The organism is Nonomuraea typhae (assembly GCF_009760925.1).
In the GTDB taxonomy this organism is placed as follows: Bacteria; Actinomycetota; Actinomycetes; order Streptosporangiales; family Streptosporangiaceae; genus Nonomuraea; species Nonomuraea typhae.
In genome coordinates, this window is sequence record NZ_VRLV01000015.1 from 14,880 (window position 1) to 32,775 (window position 17,896).

Consider the following 17,896-nt stretch of genomic DNA (forward strand, 5'->3'; position numbering starts at 1 on the left):
TGACCGCTTCACCGCCGGGTGCTGTCCCTACGCCTGCTCCTTGTAGACCGCCTCGATGTTGTTGCCGTCCGGGTCATCCACGAACGCGCAATAGGCGCGATACTCCGGCCAAAGCCGGGGTTCGTACCGGGACTTGCCGCCAGCCGCCAGCGCGGCCGCGTAGAAGGCGTCGACCGTGGCCCGGTCGCGGGCCGTGAACGCGATGTGCGCGCCCCGTGTCACCGTGGCATCCCCCGCGGGATAGAGCCCGAAGGACGGGGTGTCCAGCTCCTCCTCCCAAAACTCCGCTCCACCGTCAGCCTCCTCCCCGACGACACCGAGAGGCTTCAGTGCGGCGGTGTAGAAGCGCGTACTCGCCTCGAGGTCCGATGCGATGAAGGTCACGTGGTGGATGAAGGGCCATCTTTCTGTCATGACCGCGAAGTCTACGAGAGTCCGGCGCCGACACCTCGCGCCGGGCCTCATGTAGTTCGCCGAGCACAGCGCGGCCCCGGGAGCATTAGCCGGGGGCGCCGGGAAACGAGTGACTCTGCGATAGCTGCGCGGCTCGCGACCCCTTTCCTCGAGGAGCCTTCGGTGCGGATCGTCTACTCCCGCTCGTCCACCGCAACGCAGGCGCTGCTGCGGCAGCGGCACATCCTCACCGAGGCCGGACTGCTGGTGCGGACCGAAGGCGTCGCCGAAGGGTTTCGCCCGGCCGAGGGGGTGCTGCTGTTCGAGGACCCGGCCACCACCTCCAAGATCCCCGCGCGGGAGCGGCCCGCGTTCGCCAGGGTCGCCGCCGCCGCGCACCCCGGGGACGTCCTGACGGTGTCGGAGCTGTTTCGGCTGTGCCGCGACCTGATCGACATCCACGCCGTCCGCGACTGGTGCCAGGTCCGTGGCGTCGCCCTGCGCGTCCTGTCGGGACCGCTGTCGAACTTCCATGACCTCTCGGCGAACGACGCGACGACAGCGCTGCTCATCAATGTGATCACCGCTGTGGGGCAGTTCCAGCGCGACCTGCAGAACGAGCTGACCGCCGAGGGGATCGCCGCCGCTGAAGCCGAAGGCCGCTACCGCGGTCGGCCGCCCGCCCTGGCCGGTGCCCGGCTTGAGGAGGTACGGTCGGCGTTCGCCGACCATGGCGCTTCGATCGCGGCTCTCGCCCGTGCGCATGGAGTCAGTCGGGCTGCCATCCGAACCGCACTGACCGGGCTACTGCCCGGCCAGCCGGGTCCGCCCTCGCTCATCCCGACCGAGGGCGGACCCGCTGCGCGAGACGACCCTGCCGAAGCGTCCAGCTAAGTTACTCGCGGGTACCGCCAACGGCTGTCCGCAGGTTCCTCAACCCCGGTGGTGGCGGAAGGCTCGGCTATCTCTTCCGGGTGATGTGCAGGCGGATGCGGAAATCCCTGGGGAGTTCGCACAAGACACCAGAGAAAGATCGCATTTCTAAAGGAAGCAATATGCACACGAAATTATTGAAGGTGCAAGATGCACTTGACATCGCCTGCAGGAGGACGAATGGCCATTGGTCAACTGGCACTTTCACGTCACAGTCCAACTCCAGCCGCATGCGTGGCCGGCCGTTGACGGGGTCCGGCCAGGCAGGGTTCCGGAGAAGGGGCGGAGAGACCATGATCGTCCGGCTGTCCGTGCTGCGGGCAGGTGAGCGATGAGCTCGCTGCGCTGGCTGCGTGGAGGCAACCTGCCGGCCGAGGCCGGCAGGTTGCCTCGGGCGAGGCCGGCTGGTCGGCGAGCTGAGCGCGGCGCTGGAGCAATCACGGCTGGTGACCGCTGTCGGCGCGGCGGGCGTGGGAAAGACCCGCGTCGTGGTGCACACCGCTCGCCGCCTGCTTGAGCGGCGCCGCTATGCCGATGACGTCTGGCTGGCCGACCTGTTCCCGCTCGACGATCCCGCGGCGCTGGCGCACGCCGTCGCAACGGCCTGCGGCCTGGCCGCGTGTCTCCGATCGCAGCGACCTCACGCCTTTGACGCAAGCCCTGGCCGACCAGCAGCTTGCTGCTGGTGCTCGACACCTGCGAGCGCCTGATCCATGCCGTGCGAAATCTCGCATCCTTTCTGCTGGCCGCCGCGCCCAGACTGCAGATCCTGGCCACCGGCCGTGACCCGCTCGGCCTCGACGGCGAACACCTGGCCCATGTGGAGCAACCCCTTGTTTGGGAAGGTCAGCTGCCGGGGCCGTCGCGCATCACCTAGCCATGCGTATGGAGACGGTGCGGGAACGCCCCCTCCACGCGGCGTAGGGCTGGGGTTACCGCTCGCGGCTGGCGTGCAGGCCCCCGGGTAGGGAGCACTCCTCGTACGTGGGCATCTTTGCCGACGCCGAGCTGCGCATAAGGCGCATGCCGTCTCCCCCTCGAGCTTGATCGAGGCATGGGGTCCCGTTGATCAGAGCCGGTCTCGGTGATCAGATGAGCGTACTGATCTAAGGCGGGAGGACCTGGCGCGATGACCGATGACATCGAATACGACCCCTACAGCCATGCGATCCAGGAAAATCCCTATCCGGTCTACGCCGAGTTGCGGCGGCGGGCGCCGCTGTATCACAACACCGAGCGCGACTTTGTGGCCTTGTCCCGGCACGCCGACGTATTGGCCGCGATGCGCGATCCGGGCCTGTTCTCCAGCGTCTACGGCGATTCCCTGGATCTGTGGGGTCCAGAGGCTCCATTGGCGAGTTCACTGATCGCGATGGATGCGCCCAAGCTACCGGAGTACGCGTAGGTTCCTCTGTGGTCGGCGGACGTGAATAGGCGCATACTGGCAGCTCTGTGGACCGGCATGGACCCGTGAACAACCCTGCGGGATTCCGCGAGTTACTACACGATTCCATGAGTAGCTAATGTAATCTGCACGTTTGTGAACGATTCCGATAGTCCTCCGTTGAGGCTGGTGCGTTCAACGAAGGCCGATGTGCCGCCGACGAGGGCCGACCGGGTCATCGAGGACGGCCTGGCCGAGGTGGTGACGCTGGGACGCCGCAATGCGGCGGGAGCAAGTGAGGCGGAGGAGCGGGACTTCTTCGCGGACACGATCGCCGAGTACCAATGGGCGCGAGACGCGGCCGGCCTCGCACCGAGCACTCTCGACCACCTGGTGCAACCGGTACTTGAAGTCTGCGATCACTACGACGTCGTGGCCTGGCGGCTGACGCCGCGGATGTTGGACCGATACCTTGCCGGTCCAGGCAAGCGGGCAAGTTCAACCTTGCGTGGGAAGCTGATGCGGCTCGACCACTACTTCGCGTTCCTGGAGCAGCGGTATGCGGGCGAGATCTTCCGGCGCTTCGGGGTGGCGGTGGAATCACCGGTCGACGATTTCAACCGGCCGGTGCACCGGGGCGACTTCGGGCTGAGAGTGCCGCCGTCGCAGCGAGCGATGCGGGAGTTCTTCGCCCGCTGGCGGGATTCTCTGGAGTCTGCGCGGAAGGCGGTGGTGGCTCGCCGCGATTACGTGATGGGAAAGATCGTCTACATCTCCGGGGTGCGGGCGGCCGAGTTATGCGGGGTCAAGCTCTGCGAGGTGCACTGGGAGTCCGGCCAGTGGGGCCGCTTCCTTGTGCACGGCAAGGGCGCCCGCAGATCGGGCCCCCGCCAGCGGCTGGCCTACTTGTTCGAGGAGGGCCGCGACCTGCTGTGGTGGTATGTGGAGGAGGTTCGCGGGGAATTCGCCGACGATCCGGAAGACCCAGCGGCGCCACTTTTCCCGTCCGAGCGGATCCCCCGGGCGATCTCCGCTCTGAACGTGGCCACCGGGGGTCTGGCTGTGACGCCATCGACGTTTCGGCGCGCCCTGCGACATGCGGGTACGCGGTTCCTGACCGGCCCGGTCACCGAACTTTATCCGCATCTGCTCCGGCACGCCTGCGCGACCCACAACTACGAGCGCGGCATGGGCTTGTGGGAGGTCCAGAAGCTTCTGGGCCACGAACGACCGACCACGACCGTCCAATACCTGTCGGCCGCCCACGCGGATCCGGAGCGGGCGAGCCTGGCCGCGTCCAGCCGGGCCGTGCAGCGGTTGCACGTTGACCAAGGAAACCTGCGATGAAGTGGAACCTGCGCTGGGCCGCCGCCCAGCGAGACATCTGGCGTCCCAGCGAGTTGCTTGCCGCCTTCAAGGAGGTTGGGTTCGAGCCCTCGTTGAGCAAGGTGGCTCAGCTGTGGAGCAAGAAGCCGATCAGCCTGCGGCTGGACGAGCTCGATAAGATCTGTGCGGCCTTGGACTGCACTATAGCCGACCTGCTGGAGGCTGAGCCCCTGGCCGGCGCTGGCGCGAGCGAGCACCAAGCGCTCAAGGCGGTCGGCGACGGCGGCGCCGACGGAGCTCGGCGACCGACTCCTCGCCAGCGGCGCGCCACCGGTCGTCGCTCGCTGCCGCCGAACTGAACGGGCGTGATATCCATGCCCCCGGCCTTACCGCGCGGACTCGGCAACTGCCCCACGTGCCATGGCTGGGGTGTGCTGGTCGACCGGCGCGCCTGCCAGGCGTGCAGCGATTGGGTGAGCAAGAACCCGCGCCGAGGCGTGTGCCTGCGATGCAGCCACATCGCCAACCTCAACCGCAATCAGCTGTGCCGTTTGTGCCTGGTGACCATACGCACCATGGACAAGACGTGGCTGGCCGATCCCCGGCCACACCGCTCGACGCCGCTGTTTCTGCTGCTACCGGAGGTCCGGTTGCCGATCGCGCGGCCGCTGGATCGCACACCCGCGGCTCCGCGTACGCTGCCGCCCCGCAATCCTGCGTGGGTGTGCGCCGAACTCGCCACCCCGCCTAAAGACGATCCGGAGGTCTGCCCGCCGTTGCCATCCGGGCAGCAACTGCTGTTCACGGCCCCGCGCACGCTCACCCTTCGCCTCGTCGCCCGGATCGCCGACCGGGTCCCGGCCGGCTATCTGCGAGCTGCTGAAGCCGCCCACGCGTACGTGGCCGAGAACGACTTCACGATCGCGTGGCGGCGCAGGTTATGCCGGATGCTCGGGCTCGTGCTCGCAGCGGCCGCCGCCGACGGGCTGGACCTCGTTGACGAGGCCGCCATCGCCGACGCCGATCTCGCCGACTCCCTGATCGTGATCCTGGCAGGAGTCGGGCTGCTCAAGCGCGAGACATCCAGTGACTCACCGCCAGGGCGCCGAACGCCGTCTGGGGCACGTTCATGCTCCACGTGCCTCAGCTGGGGCCTAGAGCCAACTTGCGGACGCTGCCGGTACTGGGCCAGGACTTACCCGCACGGCCGCTGCACCCGCTGTCACCACGACGCTCATGTCGGAGCGGCCGGTCTGTGCCACCCCTGCACCGTTGTGGTCACCGAACTCGGGCCGCAGACCATGGCCACCGGGGCCAGGCAGCTCACTCTCGGCGGAGCCTTCGCGCCCCGGCTGAGCACCCCGAAGGGGCTGCTCGGCTACCGCCCGCGGCACTGGAAGAGCGCCGACCTGGAACGGGCACGGCGGCCAGACCCGCCGCCGATCTCCCCACATCTGGTCGATCCCGCGCAGACCGTTGTCGTCCAGGTCCGGCGTGACTGGTCTGTCATCACACCCGGCAAAATCCTGCCGTCGCTGACGGCGGACGCCGATGCGGTGATCGCCGATGTCCGTCGTGAGGCCACGGAACTCGGCTGGAACACCTCGACCGGCGCCCAGGTCATGCGCACCTTGCGGATCCTGCTTGGCTGGATCGGCGCGCAAGCCCCCATCCCGGAGGAGGACATCCGATCCCTCCCTGGCCTGGTCCGCCACACCAGCGCCACTCGGGTCGTGTTCATGCTGGAGCGGCGCGGGCTCGTGATCCCAGCCCACGACCGCACTACCATCGCCGAACAACGCTGGGTGGCCAACCGCATCCAACGGTTGCCCGCCTCCTTCGCCGAAGAACTTGACCGCTGGGTCACCGCCATGCGCGGACATGGCCGCCGCCGGCGACATCCCCGATCCTGGGACGTCATCGGCAATTACCTCCGCGCCGTGCACCCCATCCTGCTGCGTTGGAGCACCAAGCACACCAGTCTGCGAGAAATCACCCCTGACCACGTCAAAGCCGCGCTCGACAACCTCACGGGCACTCCGGCGCAAGGCGCTCGAACAGGACTGCGTAGCATCTTCTCGATGCTCAAGCAGGAACGCGTCACCTTCCGGGACCCGACCCGCGGCATCGTCTTGCCCGCGATCTCCAATGTGCCTGTCCCACTTCGCGACGACCAACTCCGCGGCCTCATCGACCGGGTCCATGCCCCGCTCGACCGGTTCGTCGTCGCCCTCGTCGCCATCCACGCACTACACACCAAGGACCTGCCGGCTCTCCGACTCGACGGTGTCGACACCGCCAACGGCAAGCTCACTCTGCGCCGGGACCAGCGCAGGCATACCTACTACCTTGACGAGTTCACCCACATCCTGCTCGCTGCTTGGCTCCACGACCGGCAACAGCGCTGGCCCACCAGCACCAACCCGCATCTGTTCCTCACCGCGGCGACCGCTTTCCACCGTGACGACGCTCCCATCAGCATGAGTTCTCTTACTTTGATCTTCCGCCGGGTCGGCATCAATGCCCACCGGATCCGCGAGGACCGCCTGCTGCACGAGGCCACCGTCACGGCCGACCCCGTCCACCTCATGCGCGTCTTCGGCGTTTCGGCCGGCACGGCGATGCGCTACGTTCACGCGGCTCATCCCGAACGCGCGACAGTACCGCCCTCGCGTTGAAGCCGGCAGAGTCGCGGCGGGGAAACTAGTCGAAGGGGATGCCGTCGAAGGTGCCCGACAGAGACGGGCGGGTGGAGAACGCCGTCCAGGTCAGCGTCACCTCGTGAGTGCGCCCGCCGCTCTCGGCGCGGAGCGTGGCGGTGGCGCGGCCGTCCGGGGTGAGCTTGATGGGGCCGCTGACCCACAGATCGCGCACGAATTGGACCTTGTCCAGGGTGATGTCCTGGCCGAAGGCGACCTGGCCGCCGCGCAGTCCCGGCTCGTGCTGCACCGTCGTGTAGAGGTAGCCATTGGGGTTGCGGCGGGCGGTGGCGTCCGCGACGGTGGCGAAGGTGGCCGCGAGGATCCGCCGCTGGGCGGCGCTGAGGTTGCGGACCGGCTGTGGCGGCACGTCCCCGACCGTCTGTGGGAAGGCGCCGATGGCACGGTAGTTTTCGCCGGTGCAGTTCTGGTCACGGACCTGCTTGGTGGTCAGGAAGGTACGCAGTGTGCCCCGTACGCAATCGCCCAACGGCCCCGGACGGAAGGACATCGCATGCCACCCGAACGGGACCCGGACGACAGTGGCGTTCGGGAAGGCCCGCAGCGAACGCTCCACTTCGGCGGGGCTGTTGCTGACATCGAAGTCCCCCGCTATCACCAGGACGGGCACCTTGGGCAGCGCCTGTCCGGGCGGGCGAGGTGCGCTGTTACGCGGGGTCGGCCAGTTGACGCACCACTCCAGGCCGCTGACGCCGGCGGAGACAAGGTCGGCGATCTGATAGGGCGCCAGCGGGCGTACCCGTTCGTAGTACCGCTCGGCCTGCGCCTCACGCTCGGCCGCCGATGCCAGCCGGTCGAACGGGAAAGCGCCGTCACCGCAGCGATAGGCCAGGTATCCGGCAGGATTCGGGTGAATGCCCGGCGGAGAGGTCTTGGGCCCCAATCGGGCCAGACGACGCAGCGGAGCCGGATCGCCGCGCAGGTAAGCTGCCGCGGCCGCGTTGATCTCTCGGCCGAGCACCGGCTCTTCCGGGATGCTCATCGTGAAGGTCCGATACAGCGTCACCTCCGGGTCGGGCCTTTCCCGCAGCCGGTTCACCAGCCGTGTCCAGGTGCCAGAGGCGCTGCCCGGCAGGGCATCGCACGCCTTCGACTGCCCGCAGAGTCGATCGAGGTAACGGAGCTGGGAGCGGGCCTGCCAGCTCGCGTACCCGTCGGGTTCTACGACCACGGTGCTGTCCAGGAACACCGCGTCCAGACTGTCGGGGTATCGGGCCGCGTATGCCTGGGCATACAGGGTGCCGTAGGAGTTGCCGAAGAAGCTGACCTTGCCCAGGCCGAGCGCCCGCCGTATCGCGTCGAGATCGTGCGAGGCCTGGTCGGCGGTGAAGTAGGCGCCCTGTGATCCCACGCTCTTGGCGCAGGCGGCGACGGTCTCGGGCTTGAAGAAGTCGACCCCCTCACACGGCGGCGGCGAGGACTTCCCGAGGCCGCGCGGATCCATGACCAGGAGGTTCTTCCGCTCGAGCACGGGCCCGAGGGTTTTTTGAAGGTCGGGCACAGTTGGCACAGCCGCCAGTGGCCCGCCGCGATTGGCCACCACCGTCCCGTCGGCGTCCTTGGCCGGGATCCAGGTGAAGGCCACGGAAAGCCCTTTGGAGGAGGCATTCTCCCAGTCGAGAGGGACGTTGATGGTGCCGTCACAGGGGGTGCTCGCGTTCGCGCACTTATGCAGGCCGGTCGGAGGGGTCCTGGTCAGAGGGGTCGGTGTGCCGGGCAGCAGAGCCGCGGTCAGTACGAGTCCCAGGGCTTTTGCGATCATGCCTCCAAGCTTCGTTTCCCGTGCTCCGGATTTCTTCGGCCTCTTGGAGGGTTCCCTCTGGGAGCCTGCTCCCAGAGGGATCTGCGACCGTGAGATGATCTCGGTGCAACACCACTGGTGGCGGTAAGGGCGGCTCACGACGATCGAGTGCACGCTCGGCGCCGGCATGGGGTGCCTCGCCCTTCCGTCTTGAGGAGTTGCGTGCCAGGCAGGCGCTGTTCACCCACCTCCCCTCCCTCTGCCGACCGTCTGCCATGAACTCGCCTGCGTTAGATGACCTGGGACTCCACCACGCACGGTTCCCCTGACTACAGGATGAGGAATCCGCGAACCCGCGTGCTTCACACGAAGGTGCGCAACTTGGTCTCCAGCGGCTTCACAGCCCGTCGGCTCGAAACGCTCCGGCCGGCCATCCAGCAACTGGCCCGGCACCACCTGGAGGCTTTCCTGGAGCAGGGCGAATTCGACTTCGTCGAAGCAGTCGGCGACATCCCCGTGCATGTGATCGCCGAGCTGATCGGTATCCCGCCGGAGGATCGTGGCGATCTGCTGCGGATGACGAACCTCATGCTCGAGTACAACAGCGAGAGCGGGCAGTCACCCCCGGGGTTCTGGGAATCGGCGATCAAGGTGAAGGACTACTTCACCGGACTCATCGCCGACCGGCGTCGCCACCCGTGCGATGACCTGGCCACCGTGGTGGCCACTGCCGAAGTGGAGGGCGAACAGCTCAGCGATGACGAGATCGTCACGCTGATCGGAGTGCTCAATATCGCGGGCAGCGAATCCACGGCCAAAGTCATCACGAACGCCTGGTACCAGGCTTGGCGTAACCCCGAGCAGAAGAAGCTCATCTGGGCGGGAGCGATGGACGGGTGGGTGGAGGAGACCCTGCGTCATGACAACTCGGCTCAGCTGATCGCCCGCCTGCTCACCGCCGACACCGAGTTGCACGGGGTCGAGGTGCCCGCCGGGTCGCGCATCGTCTTGCTGGTGTCCTCGGCCAACCGTGACGAGAGGGTCTTCGGCCAGCCCGATCGATTCGATGTCGGCCGAGGCCCGGACGTGTGGCGAAAGGCGATCCCGTTCGGATGGGGCCCGCACTTCTGCCTGGGGGCGGCCCTGGCCCGGCTGACCGCGAGCACCGTGCTGGCCGAACTGGTGCGGACGGTCGCCGACTTTGACGTATTCCCGGACGGTGCCACCTACCTGCACCACCCCAACCTGCGAGGATTCGCCTCTTTGCCCACCGCCGTCCACCGGCGGTAGCTGCAGGCAGCGCTTATGGGGTGAGCAATCCCTCGGTGAACCACTGCTCACCCTGGAGGACCTGCCGGCTCCGATGAAGAACAGCGAACCAGCCCTGAACCAGCGTTAGGGCTCATGATTCTGTACGAGAAGTACAGCGCACCCACGTGGCGGCGGCGCTGATCCGCCCCGACGGGCACGTCGCCTGGACCGGCGAGGACGCGAGCGTGGCGGTCGCGGCGAGGTGGAGGTGAGGATCTTCGTCGCGGGCGCAAACGGCGGCGTGGGCCGCGCTGTCGTGACCACCGCGCTGCAGTATGGGCACTTCGCCACCGCTTCGAGGCCACCGCCATCCCCCGCCGCGCCGAGCTACCGACGGTCGTCGAAGGCGCCCTCGCCGACCAGCCGGACCAGGTCGAGCGCGCATTGGCCGGGCACGACGCCGTCGTCTGCGCCGTCGGCAACCCGCCGTTCGTCGTCGCCGCCACGCTCAACCTGGTCACCGGCATGCGCGCCCAGCACGTGTCACGGATCGCGATGCCGCCGGCCTGGGGCGCCGGCGCCTCACGCGCCGTCGAATGCCCGCGAACAGGAGGCCGCGTCACCTGCGTATCGTCATCACCGGAGCCAGTTCCGGCATCGGAGCCGCCGCAGCCAGACGGCTGCACCATCTCGGGCACGAGGTGATCGTGGTCGGCCGCGACCCGCCCGCACCCGCCAGATCGCCGGCGAACACCACACCGCCGACTTCGCCCGCCTCACAACCATCCGCACCCTGGTCGCACACCTTGAAGGACCCATCGACTTCCTGGCCGCCTCCTCCCGCTCCCACCGCACCGTCACCATCGACGCCTGCCTGGCCGAGGGACGGCAGGGCCTGTCGCCGCACCACGCCTACGCCAGAGCCCAACTCGCCGCCGGCAGCCTGCTGTGCGAGTACGGCTGCCGCCACCCGGGCATCGACGTCGGCGACTTCCACCCGGGCATCATCGCCTCCGATTCCGGCCGCTACCTCGGCCCCGCCGGAAGGATCCTGATGCTCGCCGCCTGGCCTATCCTCGCCTCACGCCATCAAGGCGCCGGGCGCCTGGCCGACCTGGCCCTGGCCACCACGCTGCTCGGAGGCGCCTACACCTCACCAGGCCGTCCCGGATCCCCCACCTCAACGACCCGCAGCTCGGCACGATGCTGTGGGACCTGGCCGAAGCACTGACATGACCAACAGCAGACTCACCGCCCCCAGCGGCGACGGGCCCCTACTACATCCCTGGCGCCCCCGCACATCCACTTCAAAGCCACGCGGTACGGCAGGCCGCTGCTGGCGCAAAGGGCATTGGTCATGATGGGTCACTGCTGGGCGCGAGCGAGCCATTTCCGGGTCATGATGTCGCGGCACAGGCTGGTGAGCAGGTCCGCGGTCACGGGATCCTGGCTGACCGACGGGGTCGCCAGCCAGGAGGTCACCACGGCGGCGACCCGCTCCAACCCTGCTTCCACGGCGGTGAGCGCCTGGCTCGTGGGAAGTTCTCCGAAGGGCAGCGATTCCAGGGTGTTGCGTTCGCTCAGGGTCTCGCTGCAGGCGTCCGGCCAGCCGCCCAGGGCCGCGATGCGTTCAGCCACCCCGTCGGTGTGATCCCGGAGCGTGCCGGCCAGTTCAGCACGTCCTGAAGGGCGGCGATCGCCAGATTGTCGATATGCGTGGTCGCCTTCGTGGTGGTCATCTTCAAGGGGCCCTTCGCCGGGCGGGTGGGTGGATTCGGATTCGGCTCCAGAGGTGTGTGGGAGGGCCGTCAGCGGGTGATGAAGGAGAGCAGGTCGTTGTTGAAGTCCTGCTCGAAGGCCCCGGTCAGACCATGTGGCGCGCCGGGATAGACCTTGAGCGTGGCGTCCTTGAGGAGTTCGGCGCTGCGCAGAGCACTGGCGGCGATGGGCACGATCTGGTCGTCGTCCCCATGGGCGACCAGGGTCGGTACGTCGATGCGCTGGAGGTCCTGGGTGAAGTCGGTCTCGGAGAATGCCTTGATGCAGTCGAGCGCGCCCTTGATCCCGGCTTGCATGCTCCACAGCCAGAAGGCGTCGAGCACGCCCTGGGACGGTTGCGCGCGCTCGCGGTTGTAGCCGTAGAAGGGGACGGCCAGTTCCTTGTAGAACTGGGAGCGGTCGGCTGCGACCCCGGCCCGGATGGCGTCGAACGCCTCGATGGGCAGGCCGCCGGGGTTGGCGTCGGTCTTGAGCATCAGCGGCGGGACGGCGCCGAGCAGGACGGCCTTGGTCACCCGGGCGCTGCCGTGGCGGCCGAGGTAGCGGGTCACCTCGCCGCCGCCGGTGGAGTGGCCGACCAGGATCGCCTCGCGCAGATCCAAGGTGTCGAGCAGGGTGGCCAGGTCGTCGGCGTAGGTGTCCATGTCGTTGCCGTGCCAGGACTGGCCGGAGCGGCCGTGGCCGCGCCGGTCGTGCGCGATGGCGCGGAAGCGCAGCTCTGCGGCGATCGGTCAGATGACTGCATTACCATGCGCCTATTTGGTGATCACTAACGACCTCCGCGGGGTGGAAGGGGGACGATGAGCGACTTCGAGCTCGTCGACTCGCATGTGCATTACTGGCAGCCGTCGCGGCGGGACTGGTATCCGGTGCTGCGTGATGTCGCTCCCAGCCTGAACCGCGATTACCTGCCGGGCCACTATGAGGGTGATACGACGGGTGTGCGGGTGTCAGGGCTGGTGCACGTGTCCGCGGTCAGCAAGCCGGGGACGTTTCTGGACGAAGCGCGCTGGCTGGATGGGTTGCGTGTGGAGATCGGCGTACCGCACGTGCTCATCGGGACGATCGATCCGGCGGCGCCGTACGAGCGGATCGAACGGGACCTGACGGCCCAGGCGCAAAGCCCGGCGTTCCGCGGCATCCGGGTGCTGGAGGGGCTCGACCCGTCCGCTGAGACGGCGGCTCGGCTGTTCGCGTTGCTCGGTGCGCGCGGATGGGTGTTCGACCTGCTCACGCACCCGGCAGGGATGCGGGAGTACGCCCGGGCGATTGAGAGCGCGCCCGAGACGGCGTTCGTTCTGGAGCACATGGGCTGGCCGGAGCGGGACGACCAGGAGGAGTTCCGGCGATGGCGTGAGGGCATCGCCAGGCTCGCGAAGCTCGGGAACGTGGATTGCAAGTTGTCCGGCCTGCCCATGGCCTTCATGACGATGGACCCCGGGCGGTTGCGCCCGTGGATCGGGACCTGCTTGGAGCTGTTCGGCGTCGACCGGTGTTTCTTCGGGAGCAACTTCCCGGTGGACGGAATGGCCGGCACCTACGGAGAGCTGATCGACGCCTATCAGAGGGTTACCGCAGAGCTGTCCGACGGCGAGCGGCATCGGGTGTTCGCCGCCAACGCCCGGCGCCGCTATCGCATCGAGTAGCGGGATTCAGGTCGCGCGGTGGTGGAGCCGCCATTGGCGGGGGGTGAGGCCGTAGGTCTGGCGGAAGCGGCGGGAGAGGTACACCGAGTTGGTGACGCCCCAGGAACGCGCGATCGCCTCGATGGTGCGGTGCGCGTGCTGCGGGGTGATCAGGTCCTGGCGGATGCCTTCCAGACGCCGGCGGATGATCCATTGTTCGAGGCTCAGGCCGCCGTTCTCGCAGAGCCGGTAGAGGGTGCGGACGGAGATGTGGTGAGCGTGGGCGATGCGGGCAGGAGTGAGGTCGGGTTCGGTCAGGTGCAGGCGGATGTAGGCCAGGATCTGCGTGAGCAGGGTGCTGTCGGTGACGGCGCGCTGGGGGTCGGGGGTCGTGACCGACACGATGAGGGCGCGGGTGAGTTCCAGGGTGGCGGTCGCCAGGGCCTGCGCGCCGGGGTCGGCGCTGAGCCGGTCCGCGTCGCGATGCAGGGCGCGGATGTGATGCAGCAGCAGCGGGGCCACGGCACTGGTGGATAAGCGCGGGATCGCGGCACGAATCTGGTGTTCGGGCAGGCCGACATGGTCGGCGTCGACCATGAACGCCACCGCGTGCCCGGTACCGGACCACCCGTAGTCGTAGCCGGCGCTCTTGTGCGCCATGACCAGGGCCTGCGGGCCGCGGACGCGCTGCTCGTAGTCGTTCCACGCGAAGGCGGCGTTGCCGCGGCTCTGGGTGGTGACCGAGATGGTGTTGACCGGGTCACGCCTGACCTGCCGCGTCGTACGCCTGATCGTGAATCCTGAGCCTTGGGTGGAGAACATCGTCAGCGGGCCGAAGCACCATCTCTCCAGCCGGATTCTGACCCGCGGGCCTTCGTGCTCGATGGTGCAGGTGCCGCTCTCCTTGGCTGCGATGCCCCAGAAGGCGTCAATCCGTTCGTTGACGGGATGGGTGTCGGTATCCACCAGCAACAAGGCGTCCCCCCGAATATCGCGGTCTCACAAGGCACGGCGAAGCAATCTTCGATGCCCTCATTTTCACTCGGGGTTCGTGGGGTCGTGTGCCGCGTCACCGGCGCTGTGAGAACAACGGCGGGCCGTGTCGGCGTGGCCAGTTCACAACGCGGCACGCACGGTACAGAGCGGGTTTACGTGGCCGGTGACGATCTCAGCGGGAATCGCCCACGCCGCCGTCCGCTGAGGAGCCGCCGATGAAACCCGACACGCCTATCCACAACGCCGGCCGTACCGTCGCTGCGCCGTCATGTCGCCAGGAACTCCAGGATGAGCTCATTCCACTGCTCATGGTGGGTGAACGGCGCGCCGTGCGGCGCGTCGGGGATGGTCACCGCCGAGCTTCCCGCGATCGCCCGTGCGACGCGCGCCCCGCTGTCCTCGAGCGCCACGAACGCATCCCTCTCACCCTGGATGATCAGCGTGGGCGCGGCGAGGTGGCCCAGGTCCGCGCCGGGGTCGGCGGCGCCCCAAGCCGCCAGCGAGTCGGCGGTTGCCTTGGCGGAGGCGTCCGCGGCCTGTCTCAGCAGGTACTGGCGCGTCGGCTCATCCAGCGTGCCACGCCCGTCGACGGCGAAGAACCTGAGCAGCACGTCGTCGAGCATGGGGATGCGGTGGCGTCGCGAGGCGATCAGGAGCTCGTGCGCGAGCGGGTCCGCATACACCACGGGGCTGCCCAGCACCAGCCGGGCCACGCGTCCCGATGCGGCGGCGTAGCTGACGGCTTCGGCGCAGCCGGTGGAGAAGCCCACCAGCGCCGGCTCAATCAGGTTGAGGTTCTCGATCAGGGCCGCCAGGTCGGCGGTGAAGGTGCCGAGGTCGTAGCCGTTCCAGGGCTGGCTGGAGCGTCCGAAACCACGCCGGTCGTAGCAGACCACCCGGTGCCCGGCTGTGACGAGCGCGCCGATCTGGGGCTCCCAGAACCGGAGCGACAAGGGCCAGCCGTGCACCAAGACGACGGGCGGCCCGTCGCCGACGTCCTCGTAGCGGAGGCTCACGTCGCTTTCCACCTGTAGTCGCGGCACCCGCTCAGCATGCCGCCGGGGGCAGGTCCGGCAATCGGTCACATGACTGCACCGAAGGAGACGAATCATGGACATCATCGGCCGGGCCGGGGAGCTGACCGCGCTGCGGCGGGCGATCGATCGCGCCCCCGGCGTCCTGCCGAACGTCGTGCTGCACGGCGATCCGGGTGTGGGCAAGTCCGTGCTGCTGCAGGCCACTATCGATTACGCCCGGCAGCAGGGCGTCAGAGTGGTGGGCGGCAGCGGCTTCGAAAGTGAGGCGCAGCTGGCCTTCGCCGGGCTGCACCAGTTGTTCGCGCCGGTGATGGAGTATCTGGACCGAGTGGAGCCGTTTCACCGGGACATCCTGCGCCGGGTGCTGGGGCTGCAGGACGGCCCCGCACCTGACCGGCTGGCGATCTCGGTGGCGTCTTTGGCCGTGCTGGCCGCCGTGTCCGCGGACGGGCCGGTGCTGATCGCCGTGGAGGACGCGCACTGGGTGGACCATCCCACGCGCGAGGTGATGATGTTCATCCTGTTGCGGCTGCAGCCGTACGACCTGCGGGCTGTCTTCGCCCGCCGGCCGCTGACGGCCACCGAGCGCGTCACGCCCGGCATCGACATGCTGGAGGTCGGGCCGCTCGATGATGGGGCGTCCGGGCAGCTGCTGGACCTGCTCCACCCGGGCCTGCCGCCGTCGGTGCGCGAACGCGTGCTTGCCGAGGCCGCGGGCAATCCCCTGGCGATCACCGAGCTGCCGCAGACCTCCGTCGGCGTGGAGTTGCTGCCCACCGGGGCGTCCCTGCGCACCCGTCTCGAAACCGGGTTCGCGGGGCGGCTGCTGGAGCTGGCGCCGCGGATCCGTACCACGCTGCTGGTCACCGCGCTCGACGGCGACCGGCTGGAGCATCGGGCCGAGCTGTCGCCGTACGAACTGCTCGAGGCGGAGCGGGCGGGCCTCGTGACGCGCGATTCAACCCCGTCCGGCTTGCGTTTCCGCCATCCCCTGGTCAGGTCGGCGATCATCAAGACGGCCTCGCCGGAGGAGACGCGCCAGGCGCACGCCGTGCTGGCCGAGCAGCACCAGGCCGACCCCGAACTGCGCATGTGGCACCTGGCGGCGGCCACGGTGGAGCCGGACGAGCGGGTGGCCGGCGAGATCGAGAAGGCCGCCCGGGCGGTGAGCCTGCGGGGCGGCAGCGGGCTGGCGGTCAAGGCGCTGCAACGAGCGGCGGAGCTCACCCCGGACCCGGCGGCGCGGGCCGTGCGGCTGGAGCGCGCCGCGGAGCTGGCCGGCGAGTCGGGGCAGCTCGACCTCGCCCAGAACCTGCTGGATCAGGCGCGCCGCCACCTCGACGACCCGGCGAGAGTCGTTGCCACCCGGGCCCAGATCCTGATGCTGCGCGACGGTGATCTGGACGCCGCACGCCGGCTGCTGCGTGGCACGCCCGCGGCGGCATCCCTGGTCAGGGTGATGGCCGCCTCGTACGCGCAGGATCCCCACGAGTGGCAGGAGGTGAGCGACGCGGTCGCCGGCTGCGACGACGACCTCGTTCGCCTGCTGCACGATGTGTTCCTGGGCCAGGGCTCGGCGGCACTCGTGCGAACCGCCCTCGACACGCTGCCCGACGACGCCCCGCCGGGGCGCGTGGCCGCACTGTGCAGGGCTGCCACCTGGATGGACCTGCTGCCGGACTACCGGGCCCGCATCCGCGCCCTGATCGAGGGTGAGACCGGTCAGGGCGCGGTGACGCACGCGGCCAGCGGCTACTGGCTGGACGCGCACGACCACTTCCTGGCCGGCCGATGGGAGGACGCCGAGAACGCCGCCAACGCCGGGCTCGACCTGTGCGTACGCCACGACCTGGAACTGCTGGCCCACGACCTGCGCTGCAGCCTCGGCTGGCTCGCCGCCGCCCGCGGTGACGCCGACAGCGCCCGCGAATACAGCAAGACGGTCGAGCAATGGGCCGCGCCGCGTGGCAGCGGGCTGCATCTGTCCCTGTCGGCCCGCAACCTCGCACTCGCCGCGATGGCGCACGGCGACTACGACATCGCCTACGCGTACTGGACGAGCATCAGCCCGCCGGGCGTCATCCCCCCGTACGTGGCCTACGCGCCGTGGGCGGTCTTCGAGCTGGTGGAGGCGGCAGTGCGTACCGGCCGGACCGAGGAGGCCAACGCGCACACCGCCGCGGCCAAGGGCCTGGCCGACCGGGCGCCCCGGCTGCGCCTGCACATCATGGCCGCGCAGGCGCTCGTGGCGCCGCCCGAGGAAGCGGTTACGATCTTCCGGGCCGCGCTGGCGCTCCCGCGGACCGAACGCTGGCCCTTCGACCACGCCCGGATCCGGCTGGCCCTGGGCGAGCTGCACCGCCGCCGGTTGCAGCCGGGTGAGGCGAGGCCAGAACTGCGCAGGGCAGCCGACTTGTTCGCCTCGATCGGCGCGACCGCCTGGCAGCAACGCGCCGAGCAGGAACTGCGCGCCACCGGCATCGCGGTGCCCCAGCGGCCCAACGCCGCCCACGGCCTGACCGCCCAGCAGTTGGAGGTAGCCAGGCTGGCCGCCTCCGGACTGAGCAACAAGGAGATCGGCGAGCGGCTCTTCCTGTCATCGCGCACCGTGAGCGCCCACCTGTACCGGATCTTCCCCAAGCTCGGCATCACCTCCCGGGCCGCGCTGCGAGACGCCCTCGAAGGCGTGACCCCAGGTGCAGTCAATTGAC

18 protein-coding genes and 1 pseudogene are annotated in these 17,896 nt (G+C 68.8%); 11 read left to right on the forward strand and 8 right to left on the reverse strand.

Annotated features, from left to right (window positions below; genetic code table 11):
* Positions 1 to 27 precede the first annotated feature (27 nt).
* A complete protein-coding gene (locus tag FVE25_RS40595; protein WP_157252830.1) occupies positions 28 to 414 on the reverse strand; it encodes a VOC family protein in 387 nt (128 codons plus the stop codon).
* A 162-nt stretch (positions 415 to 576) separates the two neighbouring features.
* Here FVE25_RS40595 and FVE25_RS40600 point away from each other — a divergent pair, with 162 nt between their 5' ends.
* The gene (locus tag FVE25_RS40600; protein ID WP_157252831.1) at positions 577 to 1,287 is read left to right on the forward strand and encodes a recombinase family protein; all 711 of its coding nucleotides are present in this window, start codon (positions 577 to 579) and stop codon (positions 1,285 to 1,287) included.
* A gap of 476 nt (positions 1,288 to 1,763) precedes the next feature.
* On the opposite strand, the gene FVE25_RS40605 is transcribed toward FVE25_RS40600, so the two are convergent.
* On the reverse strand, positions 1,764 to 1,970 hold the full coding sequence (locus tag FVE25_RS40605) for a hypothetical protein (protein ID WP_157252832.1): 207 nt from the start codon (positions 1,968 to 1,970) through the stop codon (positions 1,764 to 1,766).
* 32 nt (positions 1,971 to 2,002) lie between these two features.
* Between FVE25_RS40605 and FVE25_RS40610 the strand changes: the two genes are divergently transcribed.
* The 5 genes from FVE25_RS40610 to FVE25_RS40630 all read left to right on the forward strand — a co-directional run bounded on the left by FVE25_RS40610 (position 2,003) and on the right by FVE25_RS40630 (position 6,714).
* On the forward strand, positions 2,003 to 2,203 hold the full coding sequence (locus tag FVE25_RS40610; RefSeq protein ID WP_157252833.1) for a hypothetical protein: 201 nt from the start codon (positions 2,003 to 2,005) through the stop codon (positions 2,201 to 2,203).
* A gap of 252 nt (positions 2,204 to 2,455) precedes the next feature.
* On the forward strand, positions 2,456 to 2,731 hold the full coding sequence (locus FVE25_RS40615; protein WP_157252834.1) for a hypothetical protein: 276 nt from the start codon (positions 2,456 to 2,458) through the stop codon (positions 2,729 to 2,731).
* 135 nt (positions 2,732 to 2,866) lie between these two features.
* Complete coding sequence (locus tag FVE25_RS40620) at positions 2,867 to 4,057, forward strand: tyrosine-type recombinase/integrase (protein ID WP_219825871.1); 1,191 nt, start codon at positions 2,867 to 2,869, stop codon at positions 4,055 to 4,057.
* Entirely contained in the window at positions 4,054 to 4,395 is a 342-nt protein-coding gene (locus FVE25_RS40625) for a helix-turn-helix domain-containing protein (RefSeq protein WP_157252835.1), read from the forward strand. The genes FVE25_RS40620 and FVE25_RS40625 overlap by 4 nt, the downstream gene beginning before the upstream one ends.
* Before the next feature lie 72 nt (positions 4,396 to 4,467).
* A complete protein-coding gene (locus FVE25_RS40630; RefSeq protein ID WP_157252836.1) occupies positions 4,468 to 6,714 on the forward strand; it encodes a hypothetical protein in 2,247 nt (748 codons plus the stop codon).
* A gap of 25 nt (positions 6,715 to 6,739) precedes the next feature.
* Here the strand turns inward: FVE25_RS40630 and FVE25_RS40635 are convergent, their stop codons facing one another.
* Complete coding sequence (locus tag FVE25_RS40635) at positions 6,740 to 8,518, reverse strand: alpha/beta fold hydrolase (protein ID WP_181019880.1); 1,779 nt, start codon at positions 8,516 to 8,518, stop codon at positions 6,740 to 6,742.
* 360 nt (positions 8,519 to 8,878) lie between these two features.
* On the opposite strand from FVE25_RS40635, the gene FVE25_RS40640 reads away from it, so the two are divergent.
* From FVE25_RS40640 to FVE25_RS57155, 3 genes and pseudogenes are all read left to right on the forward strand, one after another.
* On the forward strand, positions 8,879 to 9,787 hold the full coding sequence (locus tag FVE25_RS40640) for a cytochrome P450 (RefSeq protein ID WP_157252838.1): 909 nt from the start codon (positions 8,879 to 8,881) through the stop codon (positions 9,785 to 9,787).
* 116 nt (positions 9,788 to 9,903) lie between these two features.
* A pseudogene (locus FVE25_RS57150) lies at positions 9,904 to 10,020 on the forward strand (aromatic-ring hydroxylase C-terminal domain-containing protein); the annotation flags it as partial.
* A 97-nt stretch (positions 10,021 to 10,117) separates the two neighbouring features.
* Positions 10,118 to 10,453, forward strand: coding sequence for an NAD(P)H-binding protein (locus FVE25_RS57155; RefSeq protein ID WP_157253031.1), 336 nt, complete (start codon positions 10,118 to 10,120; stop codon positions 10,451 to 10,453).
* Here FVE25_RS57155 and FVE25_RS55680 read toward each other — a convergent pair.
* The 3 genes from FVE25_RS55680 to FVE25_RS40660 all read right to left on the reverse strand — a co-directional run bounded on the left by FVE25_RS55680 (position 10,368) and on the right by FVE25_RS40660 (position 12,255).
* Positions 10,368 to 10,745, reverse strand: a complete 378-nt coding sequence (locus FVE25_RS55680; protein WP_246268223.1) for a hypothetical protein — start codon at positions 10,743 to 10,745, stop codon at positions 10,368 to 10,370. The genes FVE25_RS57155 and FVE25_RS55680 overlap by 86 nt on opposite strands.
* Before the next feature lie 368 nt (positions 10,746 to 11,113).
* Positions 11,114 to 11,386 carry a ferritin family protein gene (locus FVE25_RS40655; RefSeq protein WP_157252840.1) on the reverse strand — a complete coding sequence of 91 codons (273 nt, stop codon included), beginning with the start codon at positions 11,384 to 11,386 and terminating at the stop codon, positions 11,114 to 11,116.
* A 170-nt stretch (positions 11,387 to 11,556) separates the two neighbouring features.
* The gene (locus FVE25_RS40660; RefSeq protein WP_157253032.1) at positions 11,557 to 12,255 is read right to left on the reverse strand and encodes an alpha/beta fold hydrolase; all 699 of its coding nucleotides are present in this window, start codon (positions 12,253 to 12,255) and stop codon (positions 11,557 to 11,559) included.
* A 72-nt stretch (positions 12,256 to 12,327) separates the two neighbouring features.
* Here FVE25_RS40660 and FVE25_RS40665 point away from each other — a divergent pair, with 72 nt between their 5' ends.
* Positions 12,328 to 13,173 carry an amidohydrolase family protein gene (locus tag FVE25_RS40665; RefSeq protein ID WP_157252841.1) on the forward strand — a complete coding sequence of 282 codons (846 nt, stop codon included), beginning with the start codon at positions 12,328 to 12,330 and terminating at the stop codon, positions 13,171 to 13,173.
* Positions 13,174 to 13,179: 6 nt separating this feature from the next.
* Here FVE25_RS40665 and FVE25_RS40670 read toward each other — a convergent pair whose 3' ends face one another.
* Both FVE25_RS40670 and FVE25_RS40675 read right to left on the reverse strand, forming a co-directional pair.
* Positions 13,180 to 14,118 carry a helix-turn-helix domain-containing protein gene (locus tag FVE25_RS40670; RefSeq protein WP_246268277.1) on the reverse strand — a complete coding sequence of 313 codons (939 nt, stop codon included), beginning with the start codon at positions 14,116 to 14,118 and terminating at the stop codon, positions 13,180 to 13,182.
* A 296-nt stretch (positions 14,119 to 14,414) separates the two neighbouring features.
* Positions 14,415 to 15,191 (reverse strand): alpha/beta fold hydrolase, encoded by a 777-nt coding sequence (locus FVE25_RS40675; protein ID WP_157252843.1) that lies wholly within the window; start codon positions 15,189 to 15,191, stop codon positions 14,415 to 14,417.
* Between the two features lie 67 nt (positions 15,192 to 15,258).
* Between FVE25_RS40675 and FVE25_RS40680 the strand changes: the two genes are divergently transcribed.
* The gene (locus FVE25_RS40680) at positions 15,259 to 17,895 is read left to right on the forward strand and encodes an AAA family ATPase (protein ID WP_157252844.1); all 2,637 of its coding nucleotides are present in this window, start codon (positions 15,259 to 15,261) and stop codon (positions 17,893 to 17,895) included.
* The last annotated feature ends 1 nt before the right edge of the window (position 17,896 follow it).